The sequence below is a fragment of the Arthrobacter sp. J156 genome (assembly GCF_056172865.1).
The window spans coordinates 1,920,568-1,945,487 of record NZ_CM149650.1 but is presented as its reverse complement, the minus strand read 5'-3'; the positions used below and the strand labels follow the sequence as shown (position 1 = coordinate 1,945,487).

The 24,920-nt window shown below is 72.7% G+C and carries 22 protein-coding genes and 1 tRNA gene; 11 read left to right on the top strand and 12 right to left on the bottom strand.

Going from position 1 to position 24,920, the window contains the following annotated elements; translation table 11 throughout:
• Positions 1 to 28 precede the first annotated feature (28 nt).
• From AC0QR5_RS08835 to AC0QR5_RS08815, 5 genes are all read right to left on the bottom strand, one after another.
• Entirely contained in the window at positions 29 to 865 is an 837-nt protein-coding gene (locus AC0QR5_RS08835) for an endonuclease domain-containing protein (protein ID WP_329861544.1), read from the bottom strand.
• Positions 866 to 1,063: 198 nt separating this feature from the next.
• Positions 1,064 to 1,597, bottom strand: coding sequence for an HIT family protein (locus AC0QR5_RS08830; RefSeq protein ID WP_329861543.1), 534 nt, complete (start codon positions 1,595 to 1,597; stop codon positions 1,064 to 1,066).
• A 3-nt stretch (positions 1,598 to 1,600) separates the two neighbouring features.
• Positions 1,601 to 2,035, bottom strand: a complete 435-nt coding sequence (locus AC0QR5_RS08825) for an SMI1/KNR4 family protein (RefSeq protein WP_329861542.1) — start codon at positions 2,033 to 2,035, stop codon at positions 1,601 to 1,603.
• A gap of 10 nt (positions 2,036 to 2,045) precedes the next feature.
• Positions 2,046 to 2,699 (bottom strand): trimeric intracellular cation channel family protein, encoded by a 654-nt coding sequence (locus tag AC0QR5_RS08820; RefSeq protein ID WP_329861551.1) that lies wholly within the window; start codon positions 2,697 to 2,699, stop codon positions 2,046 to 2,048.
• A gap of 59 nt (positions 2,700 to 2,758) precedes the next feature.
• Positions 2,759 to 4,186: a PucR family transcriptional regulator gene (locus tag AC0QR5_RS08815; RefSeq protein WP_329861541.1), complete on the bottom strand. Its 1,428-nt coding sequence runs from the start codon at positions 4,184 to 4,186 to the stop codon at positions 2,759 to 2,761.
• Positions 4,187 to 4,307: 121 nt separating this feature from the next.
• Between AC0QR5_RS08815 and AC0QR5_RS08810 the strand changes: the two genes are divergently transcribed.
• The 4 genes from AC0QR5_RS08810 to AC0QR5_RS08795 all read left to right on the top strand — a co-directional run bounded on the left by AC0QR5_RS08810 (position 4,308) and on the right by AC0QR5_RS08795 (position 8,597).
• Positions 4,308 to 5,888: a sodium-dependent transporter gene (locus AC0QR5_RS08810; protein WP_329861540.1), complete on the top strand. Its 1,581-nt coding sequence runs from the start codon at positions 4,308 to 4,310 to the stop codon at positions 5,886 to 5,888.
• Positions 5,885 to 6,022, top strand: a complete 138-nt coding sequence (locus AC0QR5_RS08805; protein WP_329861538.1) for a methionine/alanine import family NSS transporter small subunit — start codon at positions 5,885 to 5,887, stop codon at positions 6,020 to 6,022. The genes AC0QR5_RS08810 and AC0QR5_RS08805 overlap by 4 nt, the downstream gene beginning before the upstream one ends.
• A gap of 252 nt (positions 6,023 to 6,274) precedes the next feature.
• The gene (gene gabT / locus AC0QR5_RS08800; protein WP_329861536.1) at positions 6,275 to 7,615 is read left to right on the top strand and encodes a 4-aminobutyrate--2-oxoglutarate transaminase; all 1,341 of its coding nucleotides are present in this window, start codon (positions 6,275 to 6,277) and stop codon (positions 7,613 to 7,615) included.
• 133 nt (positions 7,616 to 7,748) lie between these two features.
• The gene (locus AC0QR5_RS08795; protein ID WP_329861534.1) at positions 7,749 to 8,597 is read left to right on the top strand and encodes a universal stress protein; all 849 of its coding nucleotides are present in this window, start codon (positions 7,749 to 7,751) and stop codon (positions 8,595 to 8,597) included.
• Here the strand turns inward: AC0QR5_RS08795 and rarD are convergent, their stop codons facing one another.
• The 5 genes from rarD to AC0QR5_RS08770 are packed head-to-tail and all read right to left on the bottom strand — an operon-like array spanning position 8,598 to position 16,524.
• Positions 8,598 to 9,632 carry an EamA family transporter RarD gene (gene rarD, locus AC0QR5_RS08790; protein ID WP_329861532.1) on the bottom strand — a complete coding sequence of 345 codons (1,035 nt, stop codon included), beginning with the start codon at positions 9,630 to 9,632 and terminating at the stop codon, positions 8,598 to 8,600.
• Positions 9,633 to 9,660: 28 nt separating this feature from the next.
• Positions 9,661 to 13,641: a type VII secretion protein EccCa gene (eccCa, locus tag AC0QR5_RS08785; protein WP_329861531.1), complete on the bottom strand. Its 3,981-nt coding sequence runs from the start codon at positions 13,639 to 13,641 to the stop codon at positions 9,661 to 9,663.
• A gap of 4 nt (positions 13,642 to 13,645) precedes the next feature.
• On the bottom strand, positions 13,646 to 14,800 hold the full coding sequence (locus AC0QR5_RS08780; protein WP_329861529.1) for a nucleotide-binding protein: 1,155 nt from the start codon (positions 14,798 to 14,800) through the stop codon (positions 13,646 to 13,648).
• Positions 14,801 to 14,816: 16 nt separating this feature from the next.
• Positions 14,817 to 16,163: a type VII secretion integral membrane protein EccD gene (eccD, locus tag AC0QR5_RS08775; protein ID WP_329861527.1), complete on the bottom strand. Its 1,347-nt coding sequence runs from the start codon at positions 16,161 to 16,163 to the stop codon at positions 14,817 to 14,819.
• Positions 16,164 to 16,170: 7 nt separating this feature from the next.
• Positions 16,171 to 16,524: a hypothetical protein gene (locus tag AC0QR5_RS08770; RefSeq protein WP_329861525.1), complete on the bottom strand. Its 354-nt coding sequence runs from the start codon at positions 16,522 to 16,524 to the stop codon at positions 16,171 to 16,173.
• A gap of 267 nt (positions 16,525 to 16,791) precedes the next feature.
• On the opposite strand from AC0QR5_RS08770, the gene AC0QR5_RS08765 reads away from it, so the two are divergent.
• The 4 genes from AC0QR5_RS08765 to AC0QR5_RS08750 all read left to right on the top strand — a co-directional run bounded on the left by AC0QR5_RS08765 (position 16,792) and on the right by AC0QR5_RS08750 (position 21,082).
• Entirely contained in the window at positions 16,792 to 17,139 is a 348-nt protein-coding gene (locus AC0QR5_RS08765; protein WP_329861523.1) for a WXG100 family type VII secretion target, read from the top strand.
• A 93-nt stretch (positions 17,140 to 17,232) separates the two neighbouring features.
• Positions 17,233 to 17,541, top strand: coding sequence for a hypothetical protein (locus tag AC0QR5_RS08760; protein WP_329861521.1), 309 nt, complete (start codon positions 17,233 to 17,235; stop codon positions 17,539 to 17,541).
• 219 nt (positions 17,542 to 17,760) lie between these two features.
• The gene (locus AC0QR5_RS08755) at positions 17,761 to 19,173 is read left to right on the top strand and encodes an FAD-dependent oxidoreductase (protein WP_475372457.1); all 1,413 of its coding nucleotides are present in this window, start codon (positions 17,761 to 17,763) and stop codon (positions 19,171 to 19,173) included.
• A 28-nt stretch (positions 19,174 to 19,201) separates the two neighbouring features.
• Positions 19,202 to 21,082, top strand: coding sequence for an RNA polymerase sigma factor (locus AC0QR5_RS08750; protein ID WP_430970699.1), 1,881 nt, complete (start codon positions 19,202 to 19,204; stop codon positions 21,080 to 21,082).
• A 122-nt stretch (positions 21,083 to 21,204) separates the two neighbouring features.
• Here the strand turns inward: AC0QR5_RS08750 and AC0QR5_RS08745 are convergent, their stop codons facing one another.
• Positions 21,205 to 21,633: a Fur family transcriptional regulator gene (locus tag AC0QR5_RS08745; protein ID WP_430633486.1), complete on the bottom strand. Its 429-nt coding sequence runs from the start codon at positions 21,631 to 21,633 to the stop codon at positions 21,205 to 21,207.
• Between the two features lie 72 nt (positions 21,634 to 21,705).
• Between AC0QR5_RS08745 and AC0QR5_RS08740 the strand changes: the two genes are divergently transcribed.
• Both AC0QR5_RS08740 and htpX read left to right on the top strand, forming a co-directional pair.
• Positions 21,706 to 22,983 (top strand): MFS transporter, encoded by a 1,278-nt coding sequence (locus AC0QR5_RS08740; RefSeq protein ID WP_430633487.1) that lies wholly within the window; start codon positions 21,706 to 21,708, stop codon positions 22,981 to 22,983.
• A 162-nt stretch (positions 22,984 to 23,145) separates the two neighbouring features.
• On the top strand, positions 23,146 to 24,012 hold the full coding sequence (gene htpX, locus AC0QR5_RS08735) for a zinc metalloprotease HtpX (protein ID WP_430633488.1): 867 nt from the start codon (positions 23,146 to 23,148) through the stop codon (positions 24,010 to 24,012).
• A 98-nt stretch (positions 24,013 to 24,110) separates the two neighbouring features.
• Here the strand turns inward: htpX and AC0QR5_RS08730 are convergent, their stop codons facing one another.
• Positions 24,111 to 24,599 (bottom strand): YajQ family cyclic di-GMP-binding protein, encoded by a 489-nt coding sequence (locus AC0QR5_RS08730; RefSeq protein ID WP_430633489.1) that lies wholly within the window; start codon positions 24,597 to 24,599, stop codon positions 24,111 to 24,113.
• Between the two features lie 163 nt (positions 24,600 to 24,762).
• Here AC0QR5_RS08730 and AC0QR5_RS08725 point away from each other — a divergent pair.
• Positions 24,763 to 24,844 (top strand) — tRNA-Tyr (locus tag AC0QR5_RS08725).
• The last annotated feature ends 76 nt before the right edge of the window (positions 24,845 to 24,920 follow it).

Genomic DNA, 24,920 nt, shown 5'->3' with positions numbered 1-24,920 from the left:
AGGAACGCCGAAAGGTGCGCGGCAACGTTCAGCGCGCCGCACGGAGGCACGCCAGCACCGCGGCCACGAGGCCGGCCGGATCGTCCAGCACGTCCTCGTAGGTGAAGCGCAGGGTCGGCAGCCCCGAGGCCATCGCCGCGTTGTTCCGCCGCCGGTCGTTGCGGAACGCGGCCCGGTCGAGGGCATGGAAGGCGAAGCCGTCCAGCTCGACGATGACCCGCCCCTCGACGAGCAGGTCGACGTATCCCACGCCCGCGACCGACGCCTGCACCTCGACGCGGAACCCCGCGGCCAGCAGCACCTCGCGGGCGACGGTCTCCAGCGGCGACCCCGAGGCGGGCGTGATCCGTTCGACGATCCCGCGGGCCCTGCCGTTGCGTTTCCCCGGGAGCTGGGCCTCCAGCCACGGCCGGGGCACCTTGCCCAGCGCGACGGCCGACTCCGCGACGACGAGCGCCTCGAGCGGCGGCAGGCAGCGCAGGGCGTGCAGCACGGCGTCGTGCACGGAGACGCGGCGGGAGGACGACGGCGGGACGCGCAGGGCCGCGCGATGGCCGCGGACGCCGTCGGGGAAGCGTCCGCGGGCCGACCAGACGTGGGGCACGTCCGGCTCGCGCAGGACCCAGAGCCCGTGGTCCGCGGCGGCCGAGACGCAGTCGAGTAGGCAGTCGCCGGCCAGGAGCGCGATCCGGTGCGGGTCCATGCCGGGGAGGGCAACGACGCCGCGCCGCGGCTTGTCGACCAGGCCGGCGGCGAGGGCGGCCGCGATGTCGGCGCGCTCGATCCCGGCCTTGACGAGTTCGGAGATCCGGGACGCGCCGCCGCGGGCGCCCAGGACCGTCAGGAGGCTGGGGCGTTTGAGCATGCGTCCAGCGTGGCCCGTGGTGCCCTGCCGGGCTCCCGGAACCACCGGGCCTGTGGACGACGGCGGCGTCTGGCCCGGTCCGGGGCCGGTGGTGAGGGGCCGGTCGCGGGGGCGGCGAAGTCGCGCACCTTTCGGCGTTCCCGCGCGGTTTAGCCCGGGCTAAAGGCCCCTGACCTGCGCCCGGGCAGATGTTTGAAGCTAAAAGTGCGCTGGGGGTGAGGGGATGCGGGTGAGGGCCTCTCGGAGCTCGTCCGCCTTGCGCGCCCGCACCTCCACTGGAACGCGGTGCCGCAACTGGCGGTAGAGCTCGTCGCCGTGGTAGCGCGGGAAGACGTGCTGGTGGTAGTGCCACACGTGCTGGTTGCCGGCCGGCTCGTTATGCTGCCGGGTCGAGGTCCCGTCCGGATTCCAGGCCAGCTTCATCGCCACGGCCACGCGCCGCGTCGCGAGCATGATCGCCGAGGCGACGGAATCGGGCAGCTCGTAGAGCGTCTCCAGATGCGCCACCGGGATCACCATCGCGTGGCCTCCGTGGGCCCCGAAGCCGTCGCACGCCATGATGACGGCGACCTCCTCGTCACGGTAGACGAGGTCCCCGGGCTCGCAGAGGTTCGACGCCGAGCGGATCCCGCCCGCGAGCAGCTCGCAGAACGGGCAGTCGTACGCCGCGGGCGCGTGGCTCGGCCACCCTCCCGCGGCGGGGTGCGGCGGCCCGCCCGGCGCCCCGGCCACGCGTCAGTCCCCGAGTTCGGGCTCGAGTTCCTCGAAGACCCACGAGAACATGTCCAGCACGTACTCGCTGAACGTCCCCTCCTCGCTCTTCCACGTCCCGCGCGCGTTGTGCCGCCGGTGGACGATGGGGTCGGGGACGTCGACCTGGTCCTCGCGGATGCCCCAGACGAAGTTCTCGTCCTCGTCCTCCATGAACAGGAGGTAGCCGTCCTCGACCTCGAGCTCCTCGGGGTCCCAGAAGTAGTAGTAGGCCTCCATGAGGTCCTCGCAGCCGCCGAGCGCCAGGTAGAACTCGCGCAGCGCCTGCGGGATGTCGACGCCGGCGTCGTCGAGCGCCTCGTCGAGCTCCTCCCCGGTGAGGCCGTCCTCGGGGACCCACGCGTCGTCGAGGTATTGCGGGACCAGCGAACGGAACTTCTCCAGGAACATCTCAGCCATGCCTCAAATCCTAGCCGTCCCGGGACCTCCCCGGACGCGCCCACCCGCGGGCGGCGAGCGGGGCACGCCAGCGGTAGCGCATGGCCAGGGCGCGCAGGGCGTACACGACGACGCCGATGCCCACCCCCGTGCCGAGGGTGAGCACTCCCAGCGTGCCCGCCAAGGCGGTCAGCCCGGCCCCGAGGAAGGCCGGCAGGGCGTAGATGTCGCGGTGGTCGAACAGCCGCGGGACCTCGTTGGCGGCGACGTCGCGCAGGAGTCCGCCGCCGCATGCGGTGGCGACGCCGAGCAGCGCCGCGGAGACGGGCGGCAGCCCGGCCGCCAGGGCCTTCTCGGTGCCGGTGATGCAGAACAGGGCCAGTCCGGCCGCGTCGAAGTGCAGGATCCAGCGGTTGATCCGGTTCAGCCGCGAGGAGACCAGGTACACGGCGGCCGCGGCGAGCAGGGGCGGTGCGAGGTACACGATCGACGTGAACGACGTCGGCACGCCCTGGCCGATCACGAGGTCGCGCACCACCCCGCCGCCGAGCCCGGCGAGGTTGGCGAGCACGAGCGAGCCGACGATGTCGAAGCCCTTGCGCGCCGCGAGCAGCGAGCCGGACACGGCGAACGCGAAGATCCCGATCAGGTCCAGCCACAAGGCGAGGCCGCCGATGTCGGGCAGGGCCGCGAGGCCGGGGAACACCGCGGGCCCGGCGAAGCCCAGGAGGCCGGCGGGGGCGTTCACGAGAGCTCCCGGGCGGACAGGGCGAGCCAGAGCTGCACGCGGTCCGCGGTCTGGGTCGGGTCGTAGCCGCTGAGCTCGGCGATCTGCTGGATCCGGTAGCGGACGGTGTTGCGGTGCAGTCCGAGCGCCGCGGCGACGGCGCCGACGCTGCCGTTGGCCTCGAGGTAGCCCGTGAGGGTCTCGACGAGTCCGGCCCCGTGTTCGGCGTCGAAGCGCTCGAGCGGCCCGATGGCCTCCGCGGCGAGGTCGTGGATCGGGACGTCGCGCGCCGAGAGCAGCAGCGACGTCAGGGACAAGCGGGAGGGTCGGTTGAGCCGCTCCCCGTGGCGCAGCGCCTCGGCGGCCTCGAAGTAGCTCCAGCGCAGGCCCGACGCCTGCCCGTACCCGCCCCCGTATCCGACCCGCGCGGCGATCCCGGCCCCGTCGAGGTAGGCGGCGGTCGCGGCCGCGGCGGCCCCGGCGTCGTCGGCTTCCAGGAGCACGGCGAGCCGGCCGTCGATGAGGGCCCCGACGGCGGGCCCGAGCCCGGGTGGCAGCGGCAGGGTGCGCAGGGCGCGGGCCTCGGCCGCCTCGACGAGGACGACGGCGTGGCGCCCCGCCGCGGCGACCCCGACGGACTGCAGGCGCAGCTCGGCGTCCCCGCTCCCGCTCCCGCGCGCCCCCGTGCCCGCGTGGACGAGGTCCGCGAGGACCTGCCCGGCGGCCTCGCGCCGCGACTCGCGCAGCCGCGCCCGGTTGGCGAGCTCGAGGCCGATGAGGGAGCGGGCGTAGCCGAGCGGCCCCTCGCCGGCCCCGTCGTCCGGGATCCAGAGCGTGCAGCGGTCGGGCAGCCCGGTCGCGATCGGCAGGGGCAGCCAGCCGGGCCCGGGCGGTTCCGGCGCGCGGCCGGGCCCGTGGATGCGGGCGCCGTGCAGGTCGAGGGCGGGCGGGGTGCCGATCCGCTCCGCCAGGGCGCCGAGGAGCGCGTCGAGGCCGCCGCCGAGGAGGGCCGCGGCGAACTGCTGGTGGTCGCGCAGCAGCCGCTCGACGCGGCCCACGTGGTCCGCGGCGAGCGCCTCGGCGACCATCCGCGTGATCGCCACGAACGGGGTCGCGTACGGGACCTCGAACACCGGCAGGCCGTGCCCGGCCGCGCGCCGGACGACGCCGGGCGGGACCTTCGCGTGCGTCAGCCCGGTCCCGTAGCCGAGGGCCAGGACGCCGGCCGCGGCGATGCGGTCGACGAACGCCTCCTGGGCGGCCGCGGTGCGTTGGCGCAGGCCCGTGGTGAGCAGCACCTCGCCGCCGCCGAGGAAGGGGGTGGGGTCCTCGAGCTCGGTCACGGCGGCCCACTGGACGGCGTCGCCGCCGCGGGCGCCCGGGTCCGTGAGGGCGCGGAGCCCGAGGCCGGGCGCTGCGAGGAGGCGGTGCAGGGTCAGGGGCATGGGGCCATCGTAGGGCGCCGCTTGTGCATCCGCCCCATCCGCAATGAACCGATAGGGCATTGTGACGGCACCGGCCCGCCGTCGTTGTGACAAGCCCTACACAGGGCTACCGTGTGGGGTCATGAGCACCGCACCACAAGGGACGACCGGCGGAAAGACCGGCCCGGCCCGTGAGACCTTCTCCTCGCGCAAACTCTTCATCATCTCCGCCATCGGCTCCGCCGTGGGACTCGGGAACATCTGGCGCTTCCCCTACGTCGCCTACGAGAACGGCGGCGGGGCGTTCCTGATCCCGTATCTCGCGGCCCTGCTCTCCGCGGGCATCCCGCTCCTCTTCCTGGACTACGCCGTGGGCCACAAGTTCCGCGGCTCCGCCCCGCTGGCCTACCGCCGGCTCAACCGCGGCGCCGAGGTCCTGGGCTGGTGGCAGGTCCTCGTCTGCTGCGTGATCGCCATCTACTACGCCGTGATCATCGGCTGGGCGGCGATGTACACGTGGTTCTCGGTGACGAAGGCGTGGGGCGACGACGCCGAGGCGTTCTTCTTCGGCGAGTACCTGCAGGCCCCGGAGGAGCCCGCGCTCGGCTTCGACTTCGTCCCCGGCGTCGTCTATCCACTGCTCGCCGTGTGGATCCTGACGATCGTCATCATGGTTGCCGGCGTGCGCAAGGGCATCTCCCGCGCCAACGTGATCTTCATGCCGATGCTGCTCGTGATGTTCCTGGTCCTCGTGGCCACCTCGCTCACCCTTCCGGGCGCGATGGACGGACTCAACGCCTTCTTCACGCCGGACTGGGAGGCGCTGGCGCATCCGGGCGTGTGGGCCGCGGCCTACGGACACATCTTCTTCTCCCTCTCCGTGGCCTTCGGCATCATGATCACCTACTCCTCCTACCTCAAGCGCAAGACCGACCTGACGGGCTCCGGCATGGTCGTGGCGTTCTCCAACTCCGGCTTCGAGATCCTCGCCGGCATCGGCGTCTTCGCCGCGATCGGCTTCATGGCCTTCACGGCGGGCAGCACGGTCGAGGACACGGCGGTCGCGGGCATCGGTCTGGCCTTCATCGCGTTCCCGACGCTCGTCTCCCAGGCGCCGCTCGGCTCGCTCATCGGCGTGCTGTTCTTCGGCTCCCTCGTCTTCGCGGGCCTGACCTCGCTCATCTCGATCCTCGAGGTCATCGTGGCGGCGGTCCAGGACAAGCTCGGCTGGGCGCGCGTGAAGGCGTCGCTGGCCGTCTCGGTCCCGGTCGCGCTGATCTCGCTGGTCCTCTTACCGACCACGACGGGGTTGTTCGTCCTGGACATCTCCGACGCGTTCGTGAACCAGTTCGGCATCCTGGCCGGGGCGCTCGTCGCGGTCGTCGTCCTGGCGTGGGTGCTGCGCAAGCTGCCGATGCTCTCCGGGCACCTGAACCGGATCTCGTCCGTGAAGATGCGCACGACGTGGATGGTCCTCGTCGCCGGCGTGGTGCCCGTGGTCCTCGCCTACATCCTGGTCAACGAGATCATCGCGAAGGTCTCGGAGCCCTACGCGGGGTACCCGGCGTGGATGCTGAACACCTTCGGCTGGGGCATGTCGATCGGCCTCGTGGTCCTCGCCGTCCTGCTGACCCTGATCCCGTGGGGTTCCGGCTCCAAGGACAAGCACGATCCCGAATACGAGGCCATCCGGGCCGCCGAGGACAAGGAGGAAGCCCGATGACCGGCATCGCCATCACGATGATGATCGTCTCCATGCTCACGCTGTGGGGCGGCCTCGGCGTCGCCCTGTACAACCTCTCGCGGCACCCCGAGGTCGACGAGGACATGCCGGGGGAGACCGCCCCGGAACTCTAGCCGCCCGCCCACCCCCACGCATCACTCTCCAGCGCAGGGTTGTCGAGGCTCGGTCGAAACGACGATTCCCCGGAGGGGGATGCCGCAGGGGACGACGCCGGGGCCCCGCCTCCGCTGTGCAGCTGCACCGCGGGCGCGGGGCTCCGTTGTGCGGCGCCCCGTGGCGCCGGCCACAGGGCGGGCAGTAGTGTCGCCGGGAGAACCAGGGCGGCCGCGTCGCCCGGAGATACGCCCCCACCGAAAGGAACCGTCGTGGACATCCAGTACCGCCTCGAGCAGAAGCGCAGCATCAACGGGGCGTTCCCCGGGCCGAAGTCGCAGGCGCTCGCCGAACGCCGCGCCCGGGTCGTCGCCGCCGGCGTCGCCTCCACGGCCCCCGTCTACGCCGCGGACGCGGACGGCGGCGTGATCGTCGACGTCGACGGCAACTCGTTCACCGACCTCGGATCCGGCATCGCCGTCACGACGGTCGGCGCCGGCAACCAGGAGGTCGCCGGGGCCGTCGCCGCGCAGGCCGCCCGCTTCACCCACACGTGCTTTATGGTCACCCCGTACGAGGGCTACGTGGAGCTCGCCGAGAAGATCGCCGAGCTGACCCCGGGCACCCACGCGAAGAAGACGGTGCTCTTCAACTCTGGTGCGGAAGCCGTCGAGAACGCCGTGAAGATCGCCCGCCTCGCGACGGGCCGCACGGCCGTCGTCGCGTTCGACCACGCGTACCACGGCCGGACCAACCTCACCATGGGGCTCACGGCCAAGGCCGCCCCCTACAAGCGCGGCATGGGACCGACGGCCCCGGAGATTTACCGGATGCCGATGAGCTACCCGTACCGCGAGGAGAACCCCTCGATCTCCGGCAAGGAGGCCGCCGAGCGCGCCATCCTGTCGATGGAGAAGCAGATCGGCGGGGACCAGATCGCCGCGATCATCATCGAGCCGATCCAGGGCGAGGGCGGCTTCATCGTCCCGGCCGCCGGCTTCCTGCCCCGCATCGCCGAATGGGCGAAGGAGCAGGGGATCGTCTTCATCGCCGACGAGGTCCAGTCCGGCTTCTGCCGCACGGGCGCCTGGTTCGCGGTGGACCACGAGGGCGTGGTGCCGGACCTGATGACGCTCGCCAAGGGCATCGCCGGCGGCATGCCGCTCTCCGCCGTGACCGGCCGCGCCGAGCTGCTCGACGCCGTCCACCCGGGCGGCCTCGGCGGCACCTACGGCGGCAACCCCGTCGCGGTCGCCGGCGCGCTCGCCGCGATCGACTTCATGGCGGCGCAGGACCTCGCCGGGCGCGCCCGTGAGATCGAGGAGGCGTTCTACGCGCGCTTCCGTCCGCTGCAGGAGGAGCTGGCCGGGCTCGGCGAGGTGCGCGGGCGCGGCGCCATGCTGGCCCTCGAGTTCGTCAAGGCCGGAGGGACCGAGCCGGACGCCGACGCGACCAGGAAGATCGCCGCCGACTGCCTCGCGCAGGGCGTCCTGATCCTCACGTGCGGCACCTACGGCAACGTCGTGCGCCTGTTGCCGCCGCTCGTGATCGGCGACGAGCTCCTCGCCGACGCCTTCGACGTCCTCGAGCAGGCCATCCGCGCCCACGTCTAGCAACCCCCGGGGGCGCGCCCCGGCGTCGTGCGTTGGAGGGGGAGCGCCCGCGGGAAACAGGCTGTAAAGTCTGAGCCACCACCAGCGTCGGCGGCAACGGAGCCGCCGCCCAGCCGCCCAGGAGGCCCACCGCATGAGTTACCTTGTTGGCTACCGACCGGACGACCGCGGCGCCGAGGCGCTCGCCCTGGGGATCGCCGGGGCCAGGACCCTGAAGACCGGCCTCGACGTCGTCTACGTCGTGCCGCCGGACTCGCCCGCGCTCTCCGAGCACGCCCGTGGAAGCCGCGTCGGATCCGGGGAGCAGCGCGCCCTCAACGCCAAGAACACCGTCCTGGAGACCGTTCCGGACGACGTCCCGGTGCGCTTCCACGTCCGGGGAGGGGACTCGCCCGCCGCGGCCCTGATCGACGCCGCCGAGGAGTTCGGCTCCACGCGGATCGTCGTCGGCGCCTCGCGGACGGGAGTCCTCGGCCGTTTCACGATCGGCTCCGTCGCCAACGCCCTCCTGCACTCCAGCCCCGTCCCCGTGGTGCTCGCCCCACGCGGCTACCGCAACACCAACGCGTTCAGCCGCCTCACGGCCGGCGTGGGGGAACGCGAGGGCTGGGAGGCCGTGCTGAGCACGGCGCTCGCCTCGACGGCCCAGCACCACCGCCCCCTGCGGCTCGTCTCCCTCGTGGCGCTCGACGCCGCGGCCTCGCGCCACGGCGAAGACGTCAACGCGGCCCTCAAGCACGCCAACTCGGTGCTCGTCGAGGCCGCCAGGACGCTCCCGGAGGGGGTCGCGACGGAGATCACCGTGGGGCAGGGGCGCAACGACGAGGAGGCGATCCAGGAGCTCGACTGGGAGGACACGGACCTCGTGGTCATCGGCTCCAGCCGGCTCGCGCAGAAGCGCCGGCTCTTCCTCGGGGCCACGGCCAACCGGATGCTGCGCGCCCTCCCGGTCCCCATGATGGTCGTGCCGCGCGGGGAGTAGTCAGGCCTGCGGCGCCGGAGCGGCGAGCTTCCTCGCCGCCCGGCGCTCCGCCCGCCCGCTGCCCGCCCGGCGGGCGAGGTCGGCCGTGAGCAGTACGATCGCGACCCAGACGAGCCCGAACCCGATCCAGCGCTCGAGCGGCATGTGCTCGCCGAAGACGGTCAGGGCCAGGATGAACTGCAGCACGGGCGCGAGGTACTGCAGCGTCCCGATGAGCGTCAGGGGCAGCCGGCGTGCCGCGGCGCCGAAGAACAGCAGCGGCACGGCCGTGATGATGCCGCTGGCCGCCATGAGCCAGAAGTGCGCGGGCCCCGTGCTGACGAGCGTGGCGCCGCCCTGGGCCAGCAGGAACGCCATGAACCCGAGGGCCGGGAGGGTCAGGACCAGGGTTTCGACGGTCAGGCCGGTCACGGCGCTCGCGGTGCGGCCCACGCGGTTCTTCACGAAGCCGTAGAGCCCGAACGAGAAGGCCAGCACCAGGGCGATCACGGGCACGGAGCCGTACGCGAACGTCAGCACGAGCACGGCCGCGAGGCCGAACCCCATCGCGGTCCACTGCAGCCGGTTGAGCCGCTCCTTGAGCAGGACCACGCCGAGCGCGGTGGAGACCAGGGGGGTGATGAAGTAGCCGAGCGAGGCCTCGACCGCGTGCCCGCCCAGCACAGCGAAGGTGTAGGTCAGCCAGTTCACGGCGATCAGCACGGCGGCCGCGGACAGGCGCAGCATGGACGCCTTGTCGCGCAGCAGCACGCCGAGGTCCGCCCAGGCGCGCGTGAGCGTGAGCAGGAGGGCGCAGAAGACGAGCGACCAGAGGACGCGGTTGGCCACGATCTCGGCGGGCGAGGCCGTGGCGATCGTCAGGAAGTACAGCGGCAGCAGCCCCCAGAGGCCGTAGGCGCCGAGCCCGAAGAGCAGGCCCGCGCTGCGTTCGGCGGCCGCGTCGCCTCCCGTGCCGCGCGGGGATCCGGGGGAGGACGACGCCGGGGCCGCGGTCCCGGGGGAGGGCGTCGCGGAGGCGGGGAGGGGGCTGGGCATACCGGCTACAACGCCGCCCCGACGACGGCTATTCCGTGCCCCGGTTGAGGTAGCTCTGGATGGTCTGCAGCGGCTTGCCGACCTGCACGAGCTGCCCGCGCCCGGGGGGCAGGGCGCGGGCGCGGATGTTGTTGATCAGCCCGCCCTCGGAGCGGTCGCCGGACATGATGAGCGCGGAGGAACCGGAGTCGCGCAGCGTGGAGAAGAACGACTCGTACATCCCGCGGCTCGCACCGCGGACCTTGCGGGTCAGGAGCACGTTGAGGTTCAGCTCCGAGGCCATCGGCAGGTAGTTCGTGAGGCGGCCCATGGGGGAACCGCCGGAGGCCGTGAGGATGTCGTAGTCGTCGACCACGATCACGAGCCGCGCGGTCCCGGGCTTCTCCTTCCCGTCCCCACCCGTGGTGCGCAACTGGAGCTCCTTCACGAGGGCGGCGGAGAGCTGCTCGGCGACGGCGGCGCTGCCCGCGTAGCCACCGAGGTAGTCGTCGGGGACGACGTTGTCGAGGCCCTTGCGCGGGTCGTAGACCGCGAAGAGGAGGTCGTCGGCGCTGTGCTGGCCGACCATGAGCTCGATGTAGTTGCGCAGGATGTTGGACTTGCCGCTCTCCTCGTCGCCGAGGACGATCAGGTGCCGTTCCTTCGCCGTCGTGTCCAGCAGCTGCGGGCCGAGGTCGACCTCGCGCAGGCCGAGGGGGAAGACGCCCGGGGCGGGGGAGGGTGGGGCGGCGTCGAAGCCCACCGCGCCGGGGAGGACGCGCACACGCATGGCCTCGCCGCGCGTGGATTCGGAGACCTGGGCGACGAGCTCCCGCAGGCCCTCCGACATGTCCTCGGTGGTGGAGGCCCCGTCGATGCGGGGCAGGGCGACGTGGCCGATGAGCTTGCGGTCGGAGAGGCCGCGCCCGGGGGCCTCGGGGCTGACGCCGGCGGCGACCTTGCGGTCGATCGTGGAGTCGGAGGGCTCGGAGAGGGCCATCTCGATCTTGTTCCCGAAGAAGCCCTGCTGGGCCATCCGAACCTCGGCCATGCGGTTCAGGGTCGTCACGACGTGGATGCCGTAGCCGCCGCCACGCATGATGAGGGCGTAGACGCCGTCCTGGATCTCGTTGAAGTCGTCGGCGATCTGGCCGTAGCCGTCGATGACGAGGAAGACGTCGGCGCTCGGCAGCTCGGGCAGGCGGCCCGCGGCGTGCAGGCGCCGCATCGTGGTGAGCGAGTCGATCTGGTGCTGCTCGAAGATCCGCTCGCGGACCAGGAGCATGCCGACGAGCTCCTCGACGGTGCGGCGGACGACCTCGCGGTTGGTGCGGATCGCGGTGCCGCCGACGTGGGGCAGCCCGCCGAGCGGCAGCAGGCCGGAGCCGAGCAGGTCCACGCAGTAGACGGCGGCCTCCTGCGGCGTGTGCGTGAGGGCGATCGAGGCGACGAGCGTGCGCAGTACGGTGGAGCGGCCGGACTGCGGGCCGCCGACCACCAGGAGGTTGCCGCCGCCGGAGGTGAAGTCGATCTCCCACAGCCCCTGCCACTGCTTGGCGGGGTCGTCGAGGAGGCCGATCGGCACGCGCAGCCGCCCGCCGTGCTCGAGCCGCAGCCCGTGCTCGCCGGGGTGGACGGCGCCGACGGCGGCGTCGAGGGAGAGCGCGGCCGGCAGGGGCGGGAGCCAGATCTCCTGGACGGAGCGCGGGAAGGTGCGCAGCGTGTCCATGAGCGTGGACATCACGGTGGGGCCCGTCGTGCGGCGGGCGGGAGCGTTCTTCGCGGGCTTCGGCGCGGCGCCTTCGGACGTGGGCTCGGCCTCGAGGGCGTAGAACGGGACGGGGACGACGTCGGGCGCCTCCTGCACGGCGGCTCGTTCCTCGGGCGTCTCCTCGGCTTCGAGGGCGCCGGAGACGTATCCGGACTTGAAACGCGTGTAGACGGTCGTGTCCACCTTGAGGTAGCCGTAGCCGGGCACGGGCGGCAGGTGGAAGGCGTCTCCCGTGTCCAGGACGGTCCGCGACTCGCCCTCGGAGAGCGTGCGCAGGCCGATCCGGTAGGAGAGGTAGGTCTCGAGGCCGCGCAGCTTGCCGCCCTCGACGCGCTGGCTGCTCAGGAGCAGGTGCACGCCGATGGAGCGGCCGATCCGGCCGATCGAGAGGAACAGGTCGATGAAGTCCGGCCGGGCGGTGAGCAGCTCGCCGAATTCGTCGATGATGACCACGAGGTGGGGCAGCGGGTCCATCTCCTCGCCGCGGGCCAGGCGTTCGTTGCGGTGCACCTGGTAGTCGGTGATGTTGGCGATGTTGCCGGCGGCCTTGAGCACCTCCTGGCGGCGTAGGATCTCGCCGTTGAGGCTCGCGTAGACGCGTTCGACGAGCGAGAGGTCGTCGGAGAGGTTCGTGATGATGCCGGTGACCTGAGGGGCGCCTTCGAACGGCGCGAACGTCGCGCCGCCCTTGAAGTCCACGAGCACCATGGCCAGGACGTCGGGGGAGTGGGTGGCGAGGAGCCCGAACACGAGCGAGCGGAGCATCTCCGACTTGCCGGAGCCCGTCGCGCCGATGCAGAGCCCGTGCGGTCCCATGCCGAACTGGGCGGACTCCTTCAGGTCCAGCACGGTCGGCTTGCCGCGGTCGTCGGGCCCGAGCGGGACGCGCAGGAACTCCGACTCGTTGCGGGGGCGCCACGTGCGTTCGATGTCGGCGCGGTCCAGCTTCGGGGAGAGGCCGAGCATCTCGAGGAAGGACTGCGAGCCCTCGCCGGAGCCCCCGTGCTCGAGGGAGTCGGCGGAGAGGCGCAGCGGCGCGAGCTCGCGGGCCAGGGCCGCCGCGGTGGCGGGGGAGAGCTCGTCGAGGGCGCCGGAGGTCGTCTCCGGGTTGACCGGGTCGCGGCGGTAGTTCTGGATCTCGAAGCCGGTGGGGGTCTCGCTGATCCGCACGGAGACCTCGGAGGGCTCCTGTCCGCGCTCGTGGACGAGGTGCAGGACGCTCACGCCGATGCGGGCCGGCTCGATCGAGGTGTCGGCGACGGGCAGCTCCTGGGCCTGGCCGCCGTGGGAGTCGGAGACGACGAGCAGCCGGGAGAGGACCTGGCCGAGCGAGGCGTCGATCTTGCGGGACTCGACCGCGATCTTGGCGCGCTGGAGCAGGTCGGCGGCGAGGATGTCGCCGAGACCGTTCATGTCGGCCGCGACGCGCCGGACGGGGCCGGTCGGGGCGACGTTGGCCTGGTCCGCGAGGTGCGGCAGCCAGGACGCCCATTCCCAGTCCCCGCGGCGGTCCTCCGGGACGGCCAGGGCGATCCCGAGGTCCTCGGGCGAGTGGAACGCGGCCGCGGAGGCGAGGACGTTGCGGGCGACGGCGAGGACGAACCCGCGGGAGCCGACGACGCTGACGTTTCCGGCGTTGTCGAGCGGCACCGTGAGGGGAAGCTCGGGGCTCGTGGCGTAGCGGCGGCGCAGGATCTCGGCCTCGGCCGCCATAAAGGCGTCCTGCTGCTGCGTGGAGCCGGAGGTGTCGGCGACGGCGATGTCCCGGCACGGGCGCTCTCCCGAGCCGACACGGACCACGAGGAAGTCCTCATTGCCGCGCCGGCGTTCCCAGAGCCGCATGGGCGTGCGGACGATGTCGAAGAGGGCCTGCGGCGGCGGGCTGGAGATCCCGGCGACGCGGACGGCCTCCTGCTCGTCGGCGCGCAGGGCGACGCGCGTGCGTTCGAGGTAGCGCATGTAGTTGTCGCGCAGCTGGGACCGCGTCTTCTGCTGCTTGCCGCGCTGGCTGAACATCATGAAGACCGCGATGACGACGGTGAGGATCATCATCATGGCCCCGACCGCGGCGAAGGGCGAGTTGCGGAACGTCATCATGACGGTCATGGACACGGCCCCGCCGAGCATCGGGACGATCGAAGCGAGGTTGAGCCCGGGCGGATCGCCCTCGACGGCCGGCGGCCCGTCGATCGTGAAGGGCCGGAAGCCGCGCAGCGGCGGCGACGTGCGGGCGGGACGGTGGATGATCTTCTGCGCCATGGACTCAGCGCCTCCCGTTGGCCTGCTCCAGCACCCGTCCCGCGAGCGCCGCGGCGGCGGCGCGGTGCTCCGGCGCGAGGAGCGGCAGGGACAGGAGCGAACCGCCGGCCAGGTGGGCGTCGTAGCCGATCGCGAAGGCGTCGAAGCCGAGCCGGGAGATCCGCCCGGCCTGGTCCAGCGCCCGCAGGGGCGAGGCCTTGTCCGCCTGCAGCACGAGCACGCTGAGCGGGATCCGCGCCAATTGCGGTGTCTGGCGCCAGGCGGCGAGCTGGGTGAACGCGTCGTCGAGCCCGGCCAGCGTGGCGGGCACGACGAAGACGGCGGCGTGGCCGTCGGCCAGGGCCGATTGCGTCTCCGGTGCGGCGAGGCCCGCCGGGCAGTCGAGCAGGGTGACGGGGAAGTAGCGGGACACGGCCGCACAGGCCTCGCGCAGCGACGCGGGCGGCGTCGCCGCACCGCCGAGCAGTCCGCCGCGGGGTCCGCTCGCGGCGAGGTTCGGGGCGGCGTGGGCGAGGAGCCCGGAGAGGTCCGCGGCCGTGGGCAGCCGGCCGCCCGTGGCGTGCTCGACGAGCGTGTCGACGGCCGCCCCGCCGGTGGTCCCGAGCCGCAGCGCCAGGCTCCCGTGCCCCGGGTCGAGGTCGAGCACGGCGGCCGTGTCCTGGCGGACGGCCGCGTAGACGCGCCCCAGCAGGGCGGCCGCGGTGGTCTTGCCGGCGCCGCCGCGCGTCGAGACGACGGCGATGCGCCGTCCCGTCGTGACGGGGGCCTGCGCCTGGGCGGCGTGTGCGACGAGGTCCGAGGCGGTCGTGTCCGCCGTGAACATGGACTTCAGCGCCCGCGGCAGCAGCCGGGAGCCGGCAGCGCGCGAGGCCAGGCGCAGCTTGTCTCCGTCGAGCGGCGTCCCGAGCCCGCCGGGGGCACCGGAACCGGCGCCCAGGCCGCCGTCGTCCGCCCGGGCGTCGTCGAACCCGGTGGGGAACCCGGACGCCGCGGGGGAGGCGGACGGCGCGCCCGGGCGGGGCCCCGGCGTCGTTCCCTGCCCTGCGGAGCGGCGGCGGCGCTCACGGCGCGGGGCGGGGGCCGGCGCCCAGGGGTCGTCCTGGGGCTGCGGCGCCCACGGGTCGACGGGCGGGCGGGCGGGATCCTGGGGCGTGGTCATCGCTTCTTCCTTGCCTCTAGAACGTCTCGAGCATCTTCGCGAACACGCCGAAGTAGCCGACGACGAGGGGGACCGACGCGAGGACGGCCAGCGTCTCGACGCGTTCGGCGAGCTGCCTCAGCCGCGCCTGCGTGTGTTCGGGGAGGACGACGACGAGGCCGAGCCCGGTCAGCAGCGCCGCCACGAGCACGCCCAGGCCGACGAGCCAGGCCGTGTCCGGGTAGAGCCCTGCGAGCGTCCACGCGCCGGCCGCGGCGCCGAAGCCGGCCGCGGCGTAGAGGGCGTAGCGTTCCAGGGCCAGGGGGAACGAGCGGGCGCGGAGCAGGGTCGCGAGCACGAGCACCGCGAGGAGGGGGAAGGTCCAGACCGGGCGTTCGGCGGCCGTGGCGACGAGCCAGAGCCCGGCCGCGATCGAGGCCGCGACCGCCACCGTCGAGAGCGCCAGGCCGGCATGCGCGGCCTGGATCGCGCCGACGGCGTCGCGGCGGAGGATCGCGTCGCCCTGGGCCCGGCGGTCGTCGAGCCGCGCGAGCCCGGAGGCGGAGAGCGCGATGCCCGGCAGCAGCCCGAGCACGAGGAGCGAGGCGACGGCCGCGATCCCGCCGACCCCCGCCGCCTGCCCGATCCCGTCCGCGGACGCGGCCCACGCGGCCAACGGCAGCGCGAGCGCCCACGCCCCCGTGAGCGATGCCATGATGGCCGCAGCGGTCAGGCGCGGCCGCGGATCGGGGGCGACGGCGGCGAGGCCGGCCGTCAGGACGGCCGTCGCCGCCGCGGCCAGCAGCAGGCGCAGCGGAACGCCGGCGTCCCAATGGGCCAGGCCGAGCAGGGCCGCGGCCCAGCCCGTGCCGAGCAGGGTCGAGGCCACGGGGCGTGCGGCGCGCGCGGTGGCGGCCCCGAGCGCCAGCGCGGCGCCGCCGACCGCGAGCGAGATCCACCACCGCTGCCCGGGCAGGTAGCGGCCGAGCAGCAGCTCGAGCGCCAGGAGGAACCCGGCCGCGGCGAAGACGCCGGAACCGGCCACGAGGTGCGCCCGCGTCCACGGGCCGCGGACCCGCTCGGACTGCTCGACGACCGTGTCGGCGATGTCGTACACGACCGCCGGCGGGGGAGCGTCCTCGTTGTTGAAGAGCGTCAGGCGCTCCCCGTCCAGGACCCCGGCGCCGGCCAGGGTCTCCTGCGAGGGGATCGGCTCGCCGGAGGCGGTCAGCAGGATCTTGGTCGCCACGCGCTCGCCGGGGCGGTCGCCCAGGAGGTCCAGGATCTGCGGCATGAGCGTGCCGACGGCCGCCTGCGAGGGCAGGAGGAGGTCGACGTGCCGGTGCGGGCCGATCAGGGTGACGCGCGTATAGGGCTGGGCCATGGAGGTCTCAGGCTCCCCTCGGGTGCTGGGCGATGCGGGCGGGGGCGTGCGGTGCGGCGCCGGCCTCGCGGGGGAGGACGGACGCGGCGGCGGGCTGGATGATTTCGAGGACGACGGCGGAGCGCTGCTGTTCCCGTTCCTCGTTCTTGCGCTGCTGCTCGGCGATCATGTTGCCGACGAAGGCCACGGCCACGCAGATGGCCGCGATGAGGGCGGCCGCGACGACGCTGAACAGGAACTGCTTCGCCGTGGCCTTCCAGCGGCGCTCGGTGGGGTTCGAGGCGTAGAGCAGGGCGTCCGTCACGCGGTTGCGGCGCACGGCGACCGACTCGATGAGCTGGCTGTCGAACTCCGTGGCCATGGGCGTCCCCTTCCTCGGCGTGTGTGCGGCTTTCCGCAACCCATCATGTCAGTAGTTAATCCAAGAACTGTGCCGCGGCGGCCCGAATGGGGAGTTCTCCCCATGCGTCCGCCTTGACCGGCTCCCCGTCGCTGGCGTTGTATGGAACCACGGCAAGCGAAAGTCCACTTGCAGAAGATACACGAACCCCGCCGCCACGGTCTGACTCCGGGCCGGCGGAACAGGCCGGCCCACCGGCGGCCCACACCGAGAGGCAAGGAAGCAGCTATGACTTTCAAGGGAAAGATGAACGTCCCCGCCATGGGCGACGCCTCGACCCAGTCGGAGAACTCCGGCGCGGAGCTCGTGAAGCTGGTCGAGGAGCTCATCGATGGCGTCGAGGACCTGGAGCAGACCTTCAGCGGCAACGGCGCGGTCAAGTTCCGCTCGTTCATGGCCGAGTCGAACCGCGTGCAGAACGCCCTGATCGGCGCCCTGGCGTCGATCTCCCGCGGACAGGCCGACATCGCCAAGGAATACATCACGATGGACGACGCCTTCGAAGCCGGCGGCTCCGCCGCGGAGTCCGTCGCCTCGGCCACCGAGGTCACGGGCTTCAGCTTCGGCGGACGCTGACCCACGCCCCCGCGGGGCCGCGATGCCGGACCCCGGATGCACGAGACCACCAGAGCAGACCGGCCGCATGAGGCCGCAGTGAAAGGACACACCATGAGCAAGGACAAGGACACGATCTCCTTCGACGCCGGCGCAGCCGCCCGCATCGAGGCCGACGTCCTGCGCATCGCCGGCCGGATCGAGACGATCATCGGCGACCGCGAGCAGCAGCAGAACTTCGTCGCCACCAACTGGGAGGACGAGCAGAACCGCGACGGCTACGACCAGAAGGAGAAGGCCTGGATCACGGCCGCCAACAACACCCTCGAGCTGGTGCGCAAGGCCCGTCAGCTCCTCGACGAGAACCAGGTGACCGCCGCGGAGACCGGCAACAAGGTCGGGACGCGCGTCGACAGCATCTGAGCGGTGTTGCGGTACCCACGGGGCGGGCGGCCTGAGGGCCACCCGCCCCGTGGTGTTTCCCCGGTGTGCCCGCGAGGATGCCTTCCCGCCCGGTCCTGCCCGGTCGTGGCGCCCGCCACGTTCCGCCGGGAAAGTTAGGGCGCAGGGCGATCCCGAATTAGACTAGGTGGTTGTGCGCTATTTAGCGCGCCCGCGATCCCCTGTCCGGAAGGATTCCCCGTGTCCCACCCAGCCGAGAACCGCCCGCTCCGCGTCGCCATCATCGGCGCCGGCCCGGCGGGCGTCTACGCTGCCGACATCCTGACCAAGGCCGAGCGCGAGTTCGAGGTCAGCATCGACCTCTTCGATGCCTACCCGGCGCCCTACGGGCTGATCCGCTACGGGGTGGCGCCTGACCACCCGCGCATCAAGGGCATCGTCAACGCCCTGCACAAGGTCCTGGACCGCGGCGACATCCGCTTCCTCGGCAACGTCACCTACGGGCGCGACCTGCAGCTGAGCGACATCCGCTCGATGTACGACGCGGTGGTCTTCGCGACCGGGGCGATCCGGGACGCGGACCTGAACATCCCCGGGATCGAGCTCGAGGGCTCCTACGGGGCCGCGGACTTCGTGTCCTGGTACGACGGGCACCCGGACGTGGACCGGCACTGGCCGCTGCAGGCGCGCGAGGTCGCGGTGATCGGCAACGGCAACGTGGCCCTGGACGTGGCCCGGGTGCTCTCCAAGCACGCGGATGACCTGCTCTCCACGGAGATCCCGGCGAACGTGTACGAGGGGTTGAAGGCCTCCCCGGTCACGGACGTGCACGTCTTCGGCCGCCGCGGTCCGGCGCAGATCAAGTTCACCCCGCTGGAGCTGCGCGAGCTGAGCCATTCGCGGGATGTGGACATCGTGCTCTACCCGGAGGACTTCGAGTTCGACGCGGCCTCGGACGAGGCGATCAAGACGAACAACCAGGTCAAGACCATGGTGAACACGCTGACGAACTGGCTCGTGGAAGAGCAGGACACGGGGGCCTCGCGGCGCCTGCACCTGCATTTCCTGCACAACCCGGTCGAGGTCCTGGGCGAGGACGGGCGGGTGTCCGGGCTGCGCTTCGAGCGCCAGGAGCTGGACGGCACGGGCAACGTGCGCGGTACGGGGGAGATCGTGGACTACCCGGTCCAGGCCGTGTACCGGGCGATCGGCTACTTCGGCTCCGAGCTTCCCGAGGTTGGCTTCGACGCCGCGCGCGGCGTGGTACCGAACGCGGGCGGGCGGGTCCTGGACGAATCCGGGCAGCCCGTGCCCGGGCTCTACGCCACGGGCTGGATCAAGCGCGGGCCCGTGGGCCTGATCGGCCACACCAAGGGCGACGCCCTCGAGACCATCGGCAACCTGCTCGAGGACCGCCTGTCCCTCCCGGCCGCGACGCAGCCGGACGAGGATGCCGTGATCGGCCTGCTCGAGGAGCGCGGCATCCGCTACACGACGTGGGAGGGATGGCTGGCCCTGGACGCCCACGAGCGCGCGCTCGGCGAGGCGGCCGGTACGCTGCAGACGGAGGCCGGTCCCGTGACCCGCGAGCGCATCAAGGTGGTCCCGCGCGAGGACATGGTCGAGGTCTCCACGCGCCAGCCCGTGACCTGATCCCCGTTCCCGACGTAGAAGGCACCGTGTGACAGCCGAGTTCCAGCACCCCGCGGAACAGCCCGTCCCGGATGACGCCCTGGCGTCCCGGGTCCGGGCCGGCGACCCCTCGGCCGCCGCGGTCCTCGCGGAGCGGCACCGTCCGGCGGCCCTGGCCGTCGCCCGCAGCCATGCCGACGACGACGCCGGGGCACAAGTGCTGGCCGAGGACGCGCTCGGGCTCGTGCTGCGTTCTGAGCGGGACGGGCTCTCCCCGCCGGAGTTCTTCCGTGGCCGCTGGTGCACGGCCGTCGCACGGCTCGGCCTCTCCGCCGCGGACGGCTCCTCCGACCCGCACCGCTTGTTCGAGCGCGGCGACGCCCACGCGGATCGCGTGATGGACCTCCACGAGGCCCGGCTGCTCGCGAACGCCTTCCGTTCGCTGCCACCGCGCCAGCAGGCGGCCCTCTGGCTCGTCGAGGTGGAGGGCCGCGACGAGCGCGCCGCCGCGCCGCTGCTCGCGGTCACGCGCGAGGCGGCCGCGGCCGTGACGGCGCAGGCGCGGGAGGGCCTCGCCGCCGCCTATGTGCAATCCCACCTGGCCCTGAGCGCCGACCCGGCGTGCGGTGCGGCGCTTGGATCGCGGCCAGCCGGCGGTCCGACCGGACCGGAAGGCCTCCGGTCCGGTGGCCGCCGTCCCGGGCCGCGCGGCCCCGAGGCGCGTGGCTCCGAGGCGCGGGAGCGGGGGGAGGCCTGCCCGGCGTGCCGCTGGGCGTTCGAGCTCGCGGGCGATCCCGGCCCCGCCGTGCGGCGCGTGGTCGTTCCGCTTTTCCTCGGAGCGGGAACGGCGGGCCACCTCGTGGTGCCCGCCGCCGCGCCGCTGCCGACCCGGGCCGGCGCCGCCGCGGCCGCGGCCGTTCGCGGGCCGGCGCGCTTCATCAAGGACAACGCCGTCGCGCTCGGGCTGGCAGTCGCCGCGGCGCTCACGGCGGCTGCCGTGGCCACGGCCGGAGTGCTTCCGCTCGGCGACGACGACGGGGCGCGGCCCGGTGCCGGCGTGTCCGACGAGGCAACGGACACGCCGGGCGGGTCCTCCAACGGGGAAGGCACCGACGGCGCCGACCCCGCCGAGACGGCGCCCGGCGTCTCCCTTCCGGCAGGCGGCGGAGCGGGCGACGGCGGAGCGGGCGGCGGCCTCGACGACTCGGCCGCGGGACCAGGGGCGGAGGCGACGGCGCCGGGCGTCCCGGGATCCGGCGGTGCCACGGGGCCCGGGAGCGGCGGAGCGGCGGACCCCACGACGGGCGCGCAACCCACCGCCCCGGGCACGGGAGGAGGGTCGGCGGTCCCCTCGGCGTCGGAGCCCGGAGGAACGGGCGCGCCCTCGCCCACGCGGACGCCCGGTCCCAGCCCGACCGCCTCGACCTCCGGCACTCCATCGTCCAGTCCGACCGGCAGCGCTCCCGCGGATCCGTCCACGACGCCCAGCGGGACCCCGACGCCCACGGAATCCGACCCCGGAAGCGGCGCCCCGCCGTCGTCCTCCGAGCCGACGCCGGACCCGACCCGGACAGAGCCCGCGCCCGAGGGGCCCGCGATCGGCGGCTGGACCGTCACTTCCGGTGGCGGGGGCAACAGCACCGCGATGTTGTTCGAGCCGGAGGGCGGATTCGCGCCGCCCATGACCGTCACGTTCACCGTGCGACCCGCCACGGTGAACCTCATCGACGTGCCCCTGGGCGGGGCCGCGTGCACCCGGACGGGCGTGCCGGGCCAGTGGCGCTGCCTCACGGACGGGCGGCAGACGCTCCAGTTCGGGCTGACGGCGACCGGATCCCCGGACGGGGGCTCGGCGGAGCTCTCCGTCGAGGTGCAGGACGACGCCGGACGCGGCTTCAGCGGGACGCGGGGCATCCCGGTCGCGGACTGAGCTCGTCCCTCACCCTCGCACTCACCCCATCGCGCCCCACGCCACGCTCTCCACCCCCGGGTCGTGACGCGGCAGTCTGAACAGCGCTGGGCTGGATGGCGATGGGTGCAGCGGGGGCCGCGTCAGGAGGCCTTGGCCTCACGGCAGGCGGAGCACACGCCCTGGTAGACGACGTCGGCGATCTGGATCGTCATGCCGTGGTCGGTCGACGGGGTCAGGCACGGCGCGTGGCCCACGGCGCAGTCGACGTCCTCGACGCGTCCGCACGAGGTGCAGACGGCGTGGTGGTGGTTGTCGTCCGCCCGCGTCTCATACAGGGCGGCGGACTGCGGCGGGGTGAAGCGGCGCAGGAGCCCCAGGGCGGTGAGGTCGTTGAGGACGTTGTAGACCGACTGGATCGAGGTCTCCGGCAGTTCGCGGCGGACCTCGGTGGCGATCGCGTCCGCGGGGGAGTGCGGCATCCGGTCGAGCACGCCGAGGATCGCCAGGCGCTGGCGCGTGACGCGCAGGCCGTGGGCGCGGAGCCGTGCCGGATAGTCCATGCCGTCCATTGAACCGGTTTATTTTGAAAGCGTCAAAATAATGTGGCCCACGCGATAGTTGCCCGCGGGTACAATCCTCAGGTGTCCCGCCTCTTCGCCGACCTGACCCCGCTGAAGGTCAGCCCCGCGTTCCGCCGCCTCTTCATCGGCAACGCGCTCTCCGCCGTCGGCAGCCAGCTCACCCTGATCGCGGTGAGCCTGCAGGTCTACCACCTCACCGCGTCGAGCTTCTACGTGGGACTGCTGGGCCTGTTCGCCCTGGTCCCGCTCGTCCTGGCGGGCCTGTACGGGGGATCGGTCGCCGACGCGCACGACCGCCGTCGGGTCGCACTGGCCTCCTCGTTCGTCCTCTGGCTATCCACGATCGGCTTCGCCGCCCAGGCCTGGCTGCAGCTGGACAGCATCTGGGTCCTCTACGCGCTCACGGCCGTGCATTCCGCCGCGGCCGGCATCAACCAGCCCACGCGCGGGGCCATCATCCCCGCGCTCATCGGCACCAAGCTGCTGCCCGCGGCGAACTCGCTGAACATGGTCACGTTCGGGATCGCCATGATGGTCGGGCCCCTGCTCGGCGGCGTCCTCGTGGCCCAGGTCGGCTACGGCTGGACGTACACGATCGACGTCGTCACGTTCCTGGCCGCCCTCTGGTCCGTCTACCGGCTGCCGCCCCTGCCCCCGCAGGGCGAGATCTCCAAGGCCGGGATGCGCTCGGTGATCGAGGGCTTCCGCTTCCTGGGCGGCCAGCCGAACGTGCGGATGACGTTCCTGATCGACCTCGCCGCCATGATCCTCGCCGCCCCGCGCGCGCTGCTGCCGGCCATCGGCGCCGTCATGCTCGGCGGAGGCGAGGCGACCGTGGGCCTGCTCCTCGGCGCGGTGGCCCTCGGGGCCTTCCTGACGGGCCTGTTCTCCGGGCCGCTGACCCGGATCCACCTCCAGGGCACGGCGGTGTTCTGGTCCGTCGCCGCGTGGGGCGCCAGCATCTCGGCGTTCGGGCTCGTGGTGCTCCAGGCCTCCCGCGAGCCGCTGCCGAGCGGCGGGACGTCCGGGTGGATCTGGGCGGCCGTGGCGTGCTGCGCCGCCGCGGGCGTCGCCGATTCCGTCAGCGGCGTCTTCCGGACCACCATCCTGCAGACCGCCACGCCCGACCACTTGCGCGGACGGCTGCAGGGCGTGTTCATCGTCGTCGTCGCGGGCGGGCCCCGGATCGGGGACATGGTGGCCGGCGGCGTCTCGACCGGCCTCGGCGAGGCCTGGACGCTCGTCGTCGGGGGTCTCGCCTGCATCCTCGGCGCGTGGCTCCTGGTGCGCTGGAGCCCCGGGTTCCTCCGCTACGACTCCCGCAACCCCGTCCCGTAGCGCGTCCGCGCCCCCTGTCCCCTCGCGTGTCCGCCTGTGGCGAACCCGTGGTGAAGCGGCCTCCCGCGCCGGAACACGGCGGAACGGCCCGTCGTTGACTAGATTGGATACACGCGGGCCGCACGGAGCGGGCCGCACCGGATGGACCAGGAGTGAGGTTCCGTGCACCGTCACAACAACGGACTCAAGACAGCGCTGCTGCTGGGCGGCCTGTTCGCCCTGCTGCTGGCGATCGGCGGCCTCATCGCGGGAGGCACCGGGAACTCGACCTTCATCTGGATCTTCATGCTGATCGGCCTGGGCACCACCGCCTACGGGTACTGGAACAGCGACAAGATCGCGATCAGGGCCATGCAGGCCTATCCCGTCACGCCGGAGCAGCAGCCGGCGATGTACCGGATCGTCCACGAGCTCTCCGTGGCCGCCCAGCAGCCGATGCCGCGGCTCTACGTCTCGCCGACGTCCGCCCCCAACGCGTTCGCGACGGGGCGCAACCCCCAGAACGCCGCGGTGTGCTGCACCGAGGGGATCCTGCAGATCCTCGACGAGCGCGAGCTGCGCGGCGTCCTGGGACACGAGCTCATGCACGTCTACAACCGGGACATCCTCACGTCCTCGGTCGCGGCGGCCGTCGCGGGCGTCATCACCTCGGTGGCCCAGTTCCTGCTGTTCTTCGGCGGCGACCGCCGCAACGCCAACCCGATCGCGATGATCGCCACCGCGCTCCTGGCGCCCCTGGCGGCCTCGCTCATCCAGATGGCGATCAGCCGAACGCGCGAGTACGACGCCGACGAGGACGGCGCCAGGCTCACCAACGACCCGCTGGCCCTCGCCTCCGCCCTGCGCAAGCTGGAGATGGGCGTCCAGCGCGCGCCGCTGCCGGAGGACCAGAGGATCGTCAACGCCTCCCACCTCATGATCGCCAATCCGTTCCGCGGCGGCGCCCAGAAGCTCTTCGCCACCCACCCGCCGATGGCGGACCGCATCGCCCGGCTCGAGCGGATGGCCGGGCGCCCGCTCGGATCGTAGCCTCCACATAAGCACCCCGGCGCGACGACGCCGCCGCCCCCGGAAGGAGGCGGCGGCGTCGTACTGCCTGCCGGGCCCGCGGCGCGGGACCCGGCGTCCTAGCGGAAGTTCACGAACTGCAGGTCGGCTTCCTCGAAGGTGCGCAGCAGGGCCATGGTGGCCTGCAGGTCGTCGCGCGACTTGGAGGAGACCCGCAGCTCGTCGCCCTGGATCGTCGACTTGACGCCCTTGGGCGCCTCGTCGCGGATGAGCTTGTTGATCTTCTTGGCGACGTCCTGGGCGATGCCCTCCTTGATGGAGGCCTCGATCCGGTACTCCTTGCCGGAGGCGAACGGCTCGCCGGCGTCGAGGGACTTCAGGGAGATGTTGCGCTTGACGAGCTTGGTCTGGAAGACGTCGAGGACGGCCTTGACGCGCTCCTCGGAGTTGGCCTTCATCAGGATCTTCTCGCCGCTGAAGTCGAGCTCGGCGCCGACGCCCTTGAAGTCGTAGCGCTGGGCGATCTCCTTCTGCGCCTGGTTCAGGGCGTTGGACACCTCCTGGCTGTCGACCTTGCTCACGACGTCGAACGTGGAATCACTCGCCATGGAATCCTCCTGGGGTTGCTGGGGTGTTTGGCACCAGCCTACCGGCACGCGCCGCGGCCCGCGGGGTGGGGGAGGAGGGTCCCGCGGGGCGCCCGCTCCGGGCGGATTCGATTCTGGAGGGTTTCTTGGGTAGAGTATCTACTCGTTCCACAGCGGAACGTTCGGCAGATTACCCGAGCGGCCAAAGGGGGCTGACTGTAAATCAGCTGGCACAGCCTACGGGGGTTCGAATCCCTCATCTGCCACCCGTGAAGAAGTCCCGTGACCTGGGTCCAGGTCACGGGACTTCGTCGTTTCCGGGACGGGGAAGGGCACCCTTTC

Bases quoted from the DNA above. Each gene is read 5' to 3' on its own strand.
- AC0QR5_RS08770 (WP_329861525.1), bottom strand. From the start codon at position 16,524: ATGGCCACGGAGTTCGACAGCCAGCTCATCGAGTCGGTCGCCGTGCGC.
- AC0QR5_RS08795 (WP_329861534.1), top strand. From the start codon at position 7,749: ATGAGTTACCTTGTTGGCTACCGACCGGACGACCGCGGCGCCGAGGCG.
- AC0QR5_RS08810 (WP_329861540.1), top strand. From the start codon at position 4,308: ATGAGCACCGCACCACAAGGGACGACCGGCGGAAAGACCGGCCCGGCC.
- AC0QR5_RS08780 (WP_329861529.1), bottom strand. From the start codon at position 14,800: ATGACCACGCCCCAGGATCCCGCCCGCCCGCCCGTCGACCCGTGGGCG.
- AC0QR5_RS08745 (WP_430633486.1), bottom strand. From the start codon at position 21,633: ATGGACGGCATGGACTATCCGGCACGGCTCCGCGCCCACGGCCTGCGC.
- AC0QR5_RS08815 (WP_329861541.1), bottom strand. From the start codon at position 4,186: ATGCCCCTGACCCTGCACCGCCTCCTCGCAGCGCCCGGCCTCGGGCTC.
- AC0QR5_RS08835 (WP_329861544.1), bottom strand. From the start codon at position 865: ATGCTCAAACGCCCCAGCCTCCTGACGGTCCTGGGCGCCCGCGGCGGC.
- AC0QR5_RS08765 (WP_329861523.1), top strand. From the start codon at position 16,792: ATGACTTTCAAGGGAAAGATGAACGTCCCCGCCATGGGCGACGCCTCG.
- eccCa (WP_329861531.1), bottom strand. From the start codon at position 13,641: ATGGCGCAGAAGATCATCCACCGTCCCGCCCGCACGTCGCCGCCGCTG.
- AC0QR5_RS08805 (WP_329861538.1), top strand. From the start codon at position 5,885: ATGACCGGCATCGCCATCACGATGATGATCGTCTCCATGCTCACGCTG.
- AC0QR5_RS08760 (WP_329861521.1), top strand. From the start codon at position 17,233: ATGAGCAAGGACAAGGACACGATCTCCTTCGACGCCGGCGCAGCCGCC.
- rarD (WP_329861532.1), bottom strand. From the start codon at position 9,632: ATGCCCAGCCCCCTCCCCGCCTCCGCGACGCCCTCCCCCGGGACCGCG.
- AC0QR5_RS08825 (WP_329861542.1), bottom strand. From the start codon at position 2,035: ATGGCTGAGATGTTCCTGGAGAAGTTCCGTTCGCTGGTCCCGCAATAC.
- eccD (WP_329861527.1), bottom strand. From the start codon at position 16,163: ATGGCCCAGCCCTATACGCGCGTCACCCTGATCGGCCCGCACCGGCAC.
- AC0QR5_RS08730 (WP_430633489.1), bottom strand. From the start codon at position 24,599: ATGGCGAGTGATTCCACGTTCGACGTCGTGAGCAAGGTCGACAGCCAG.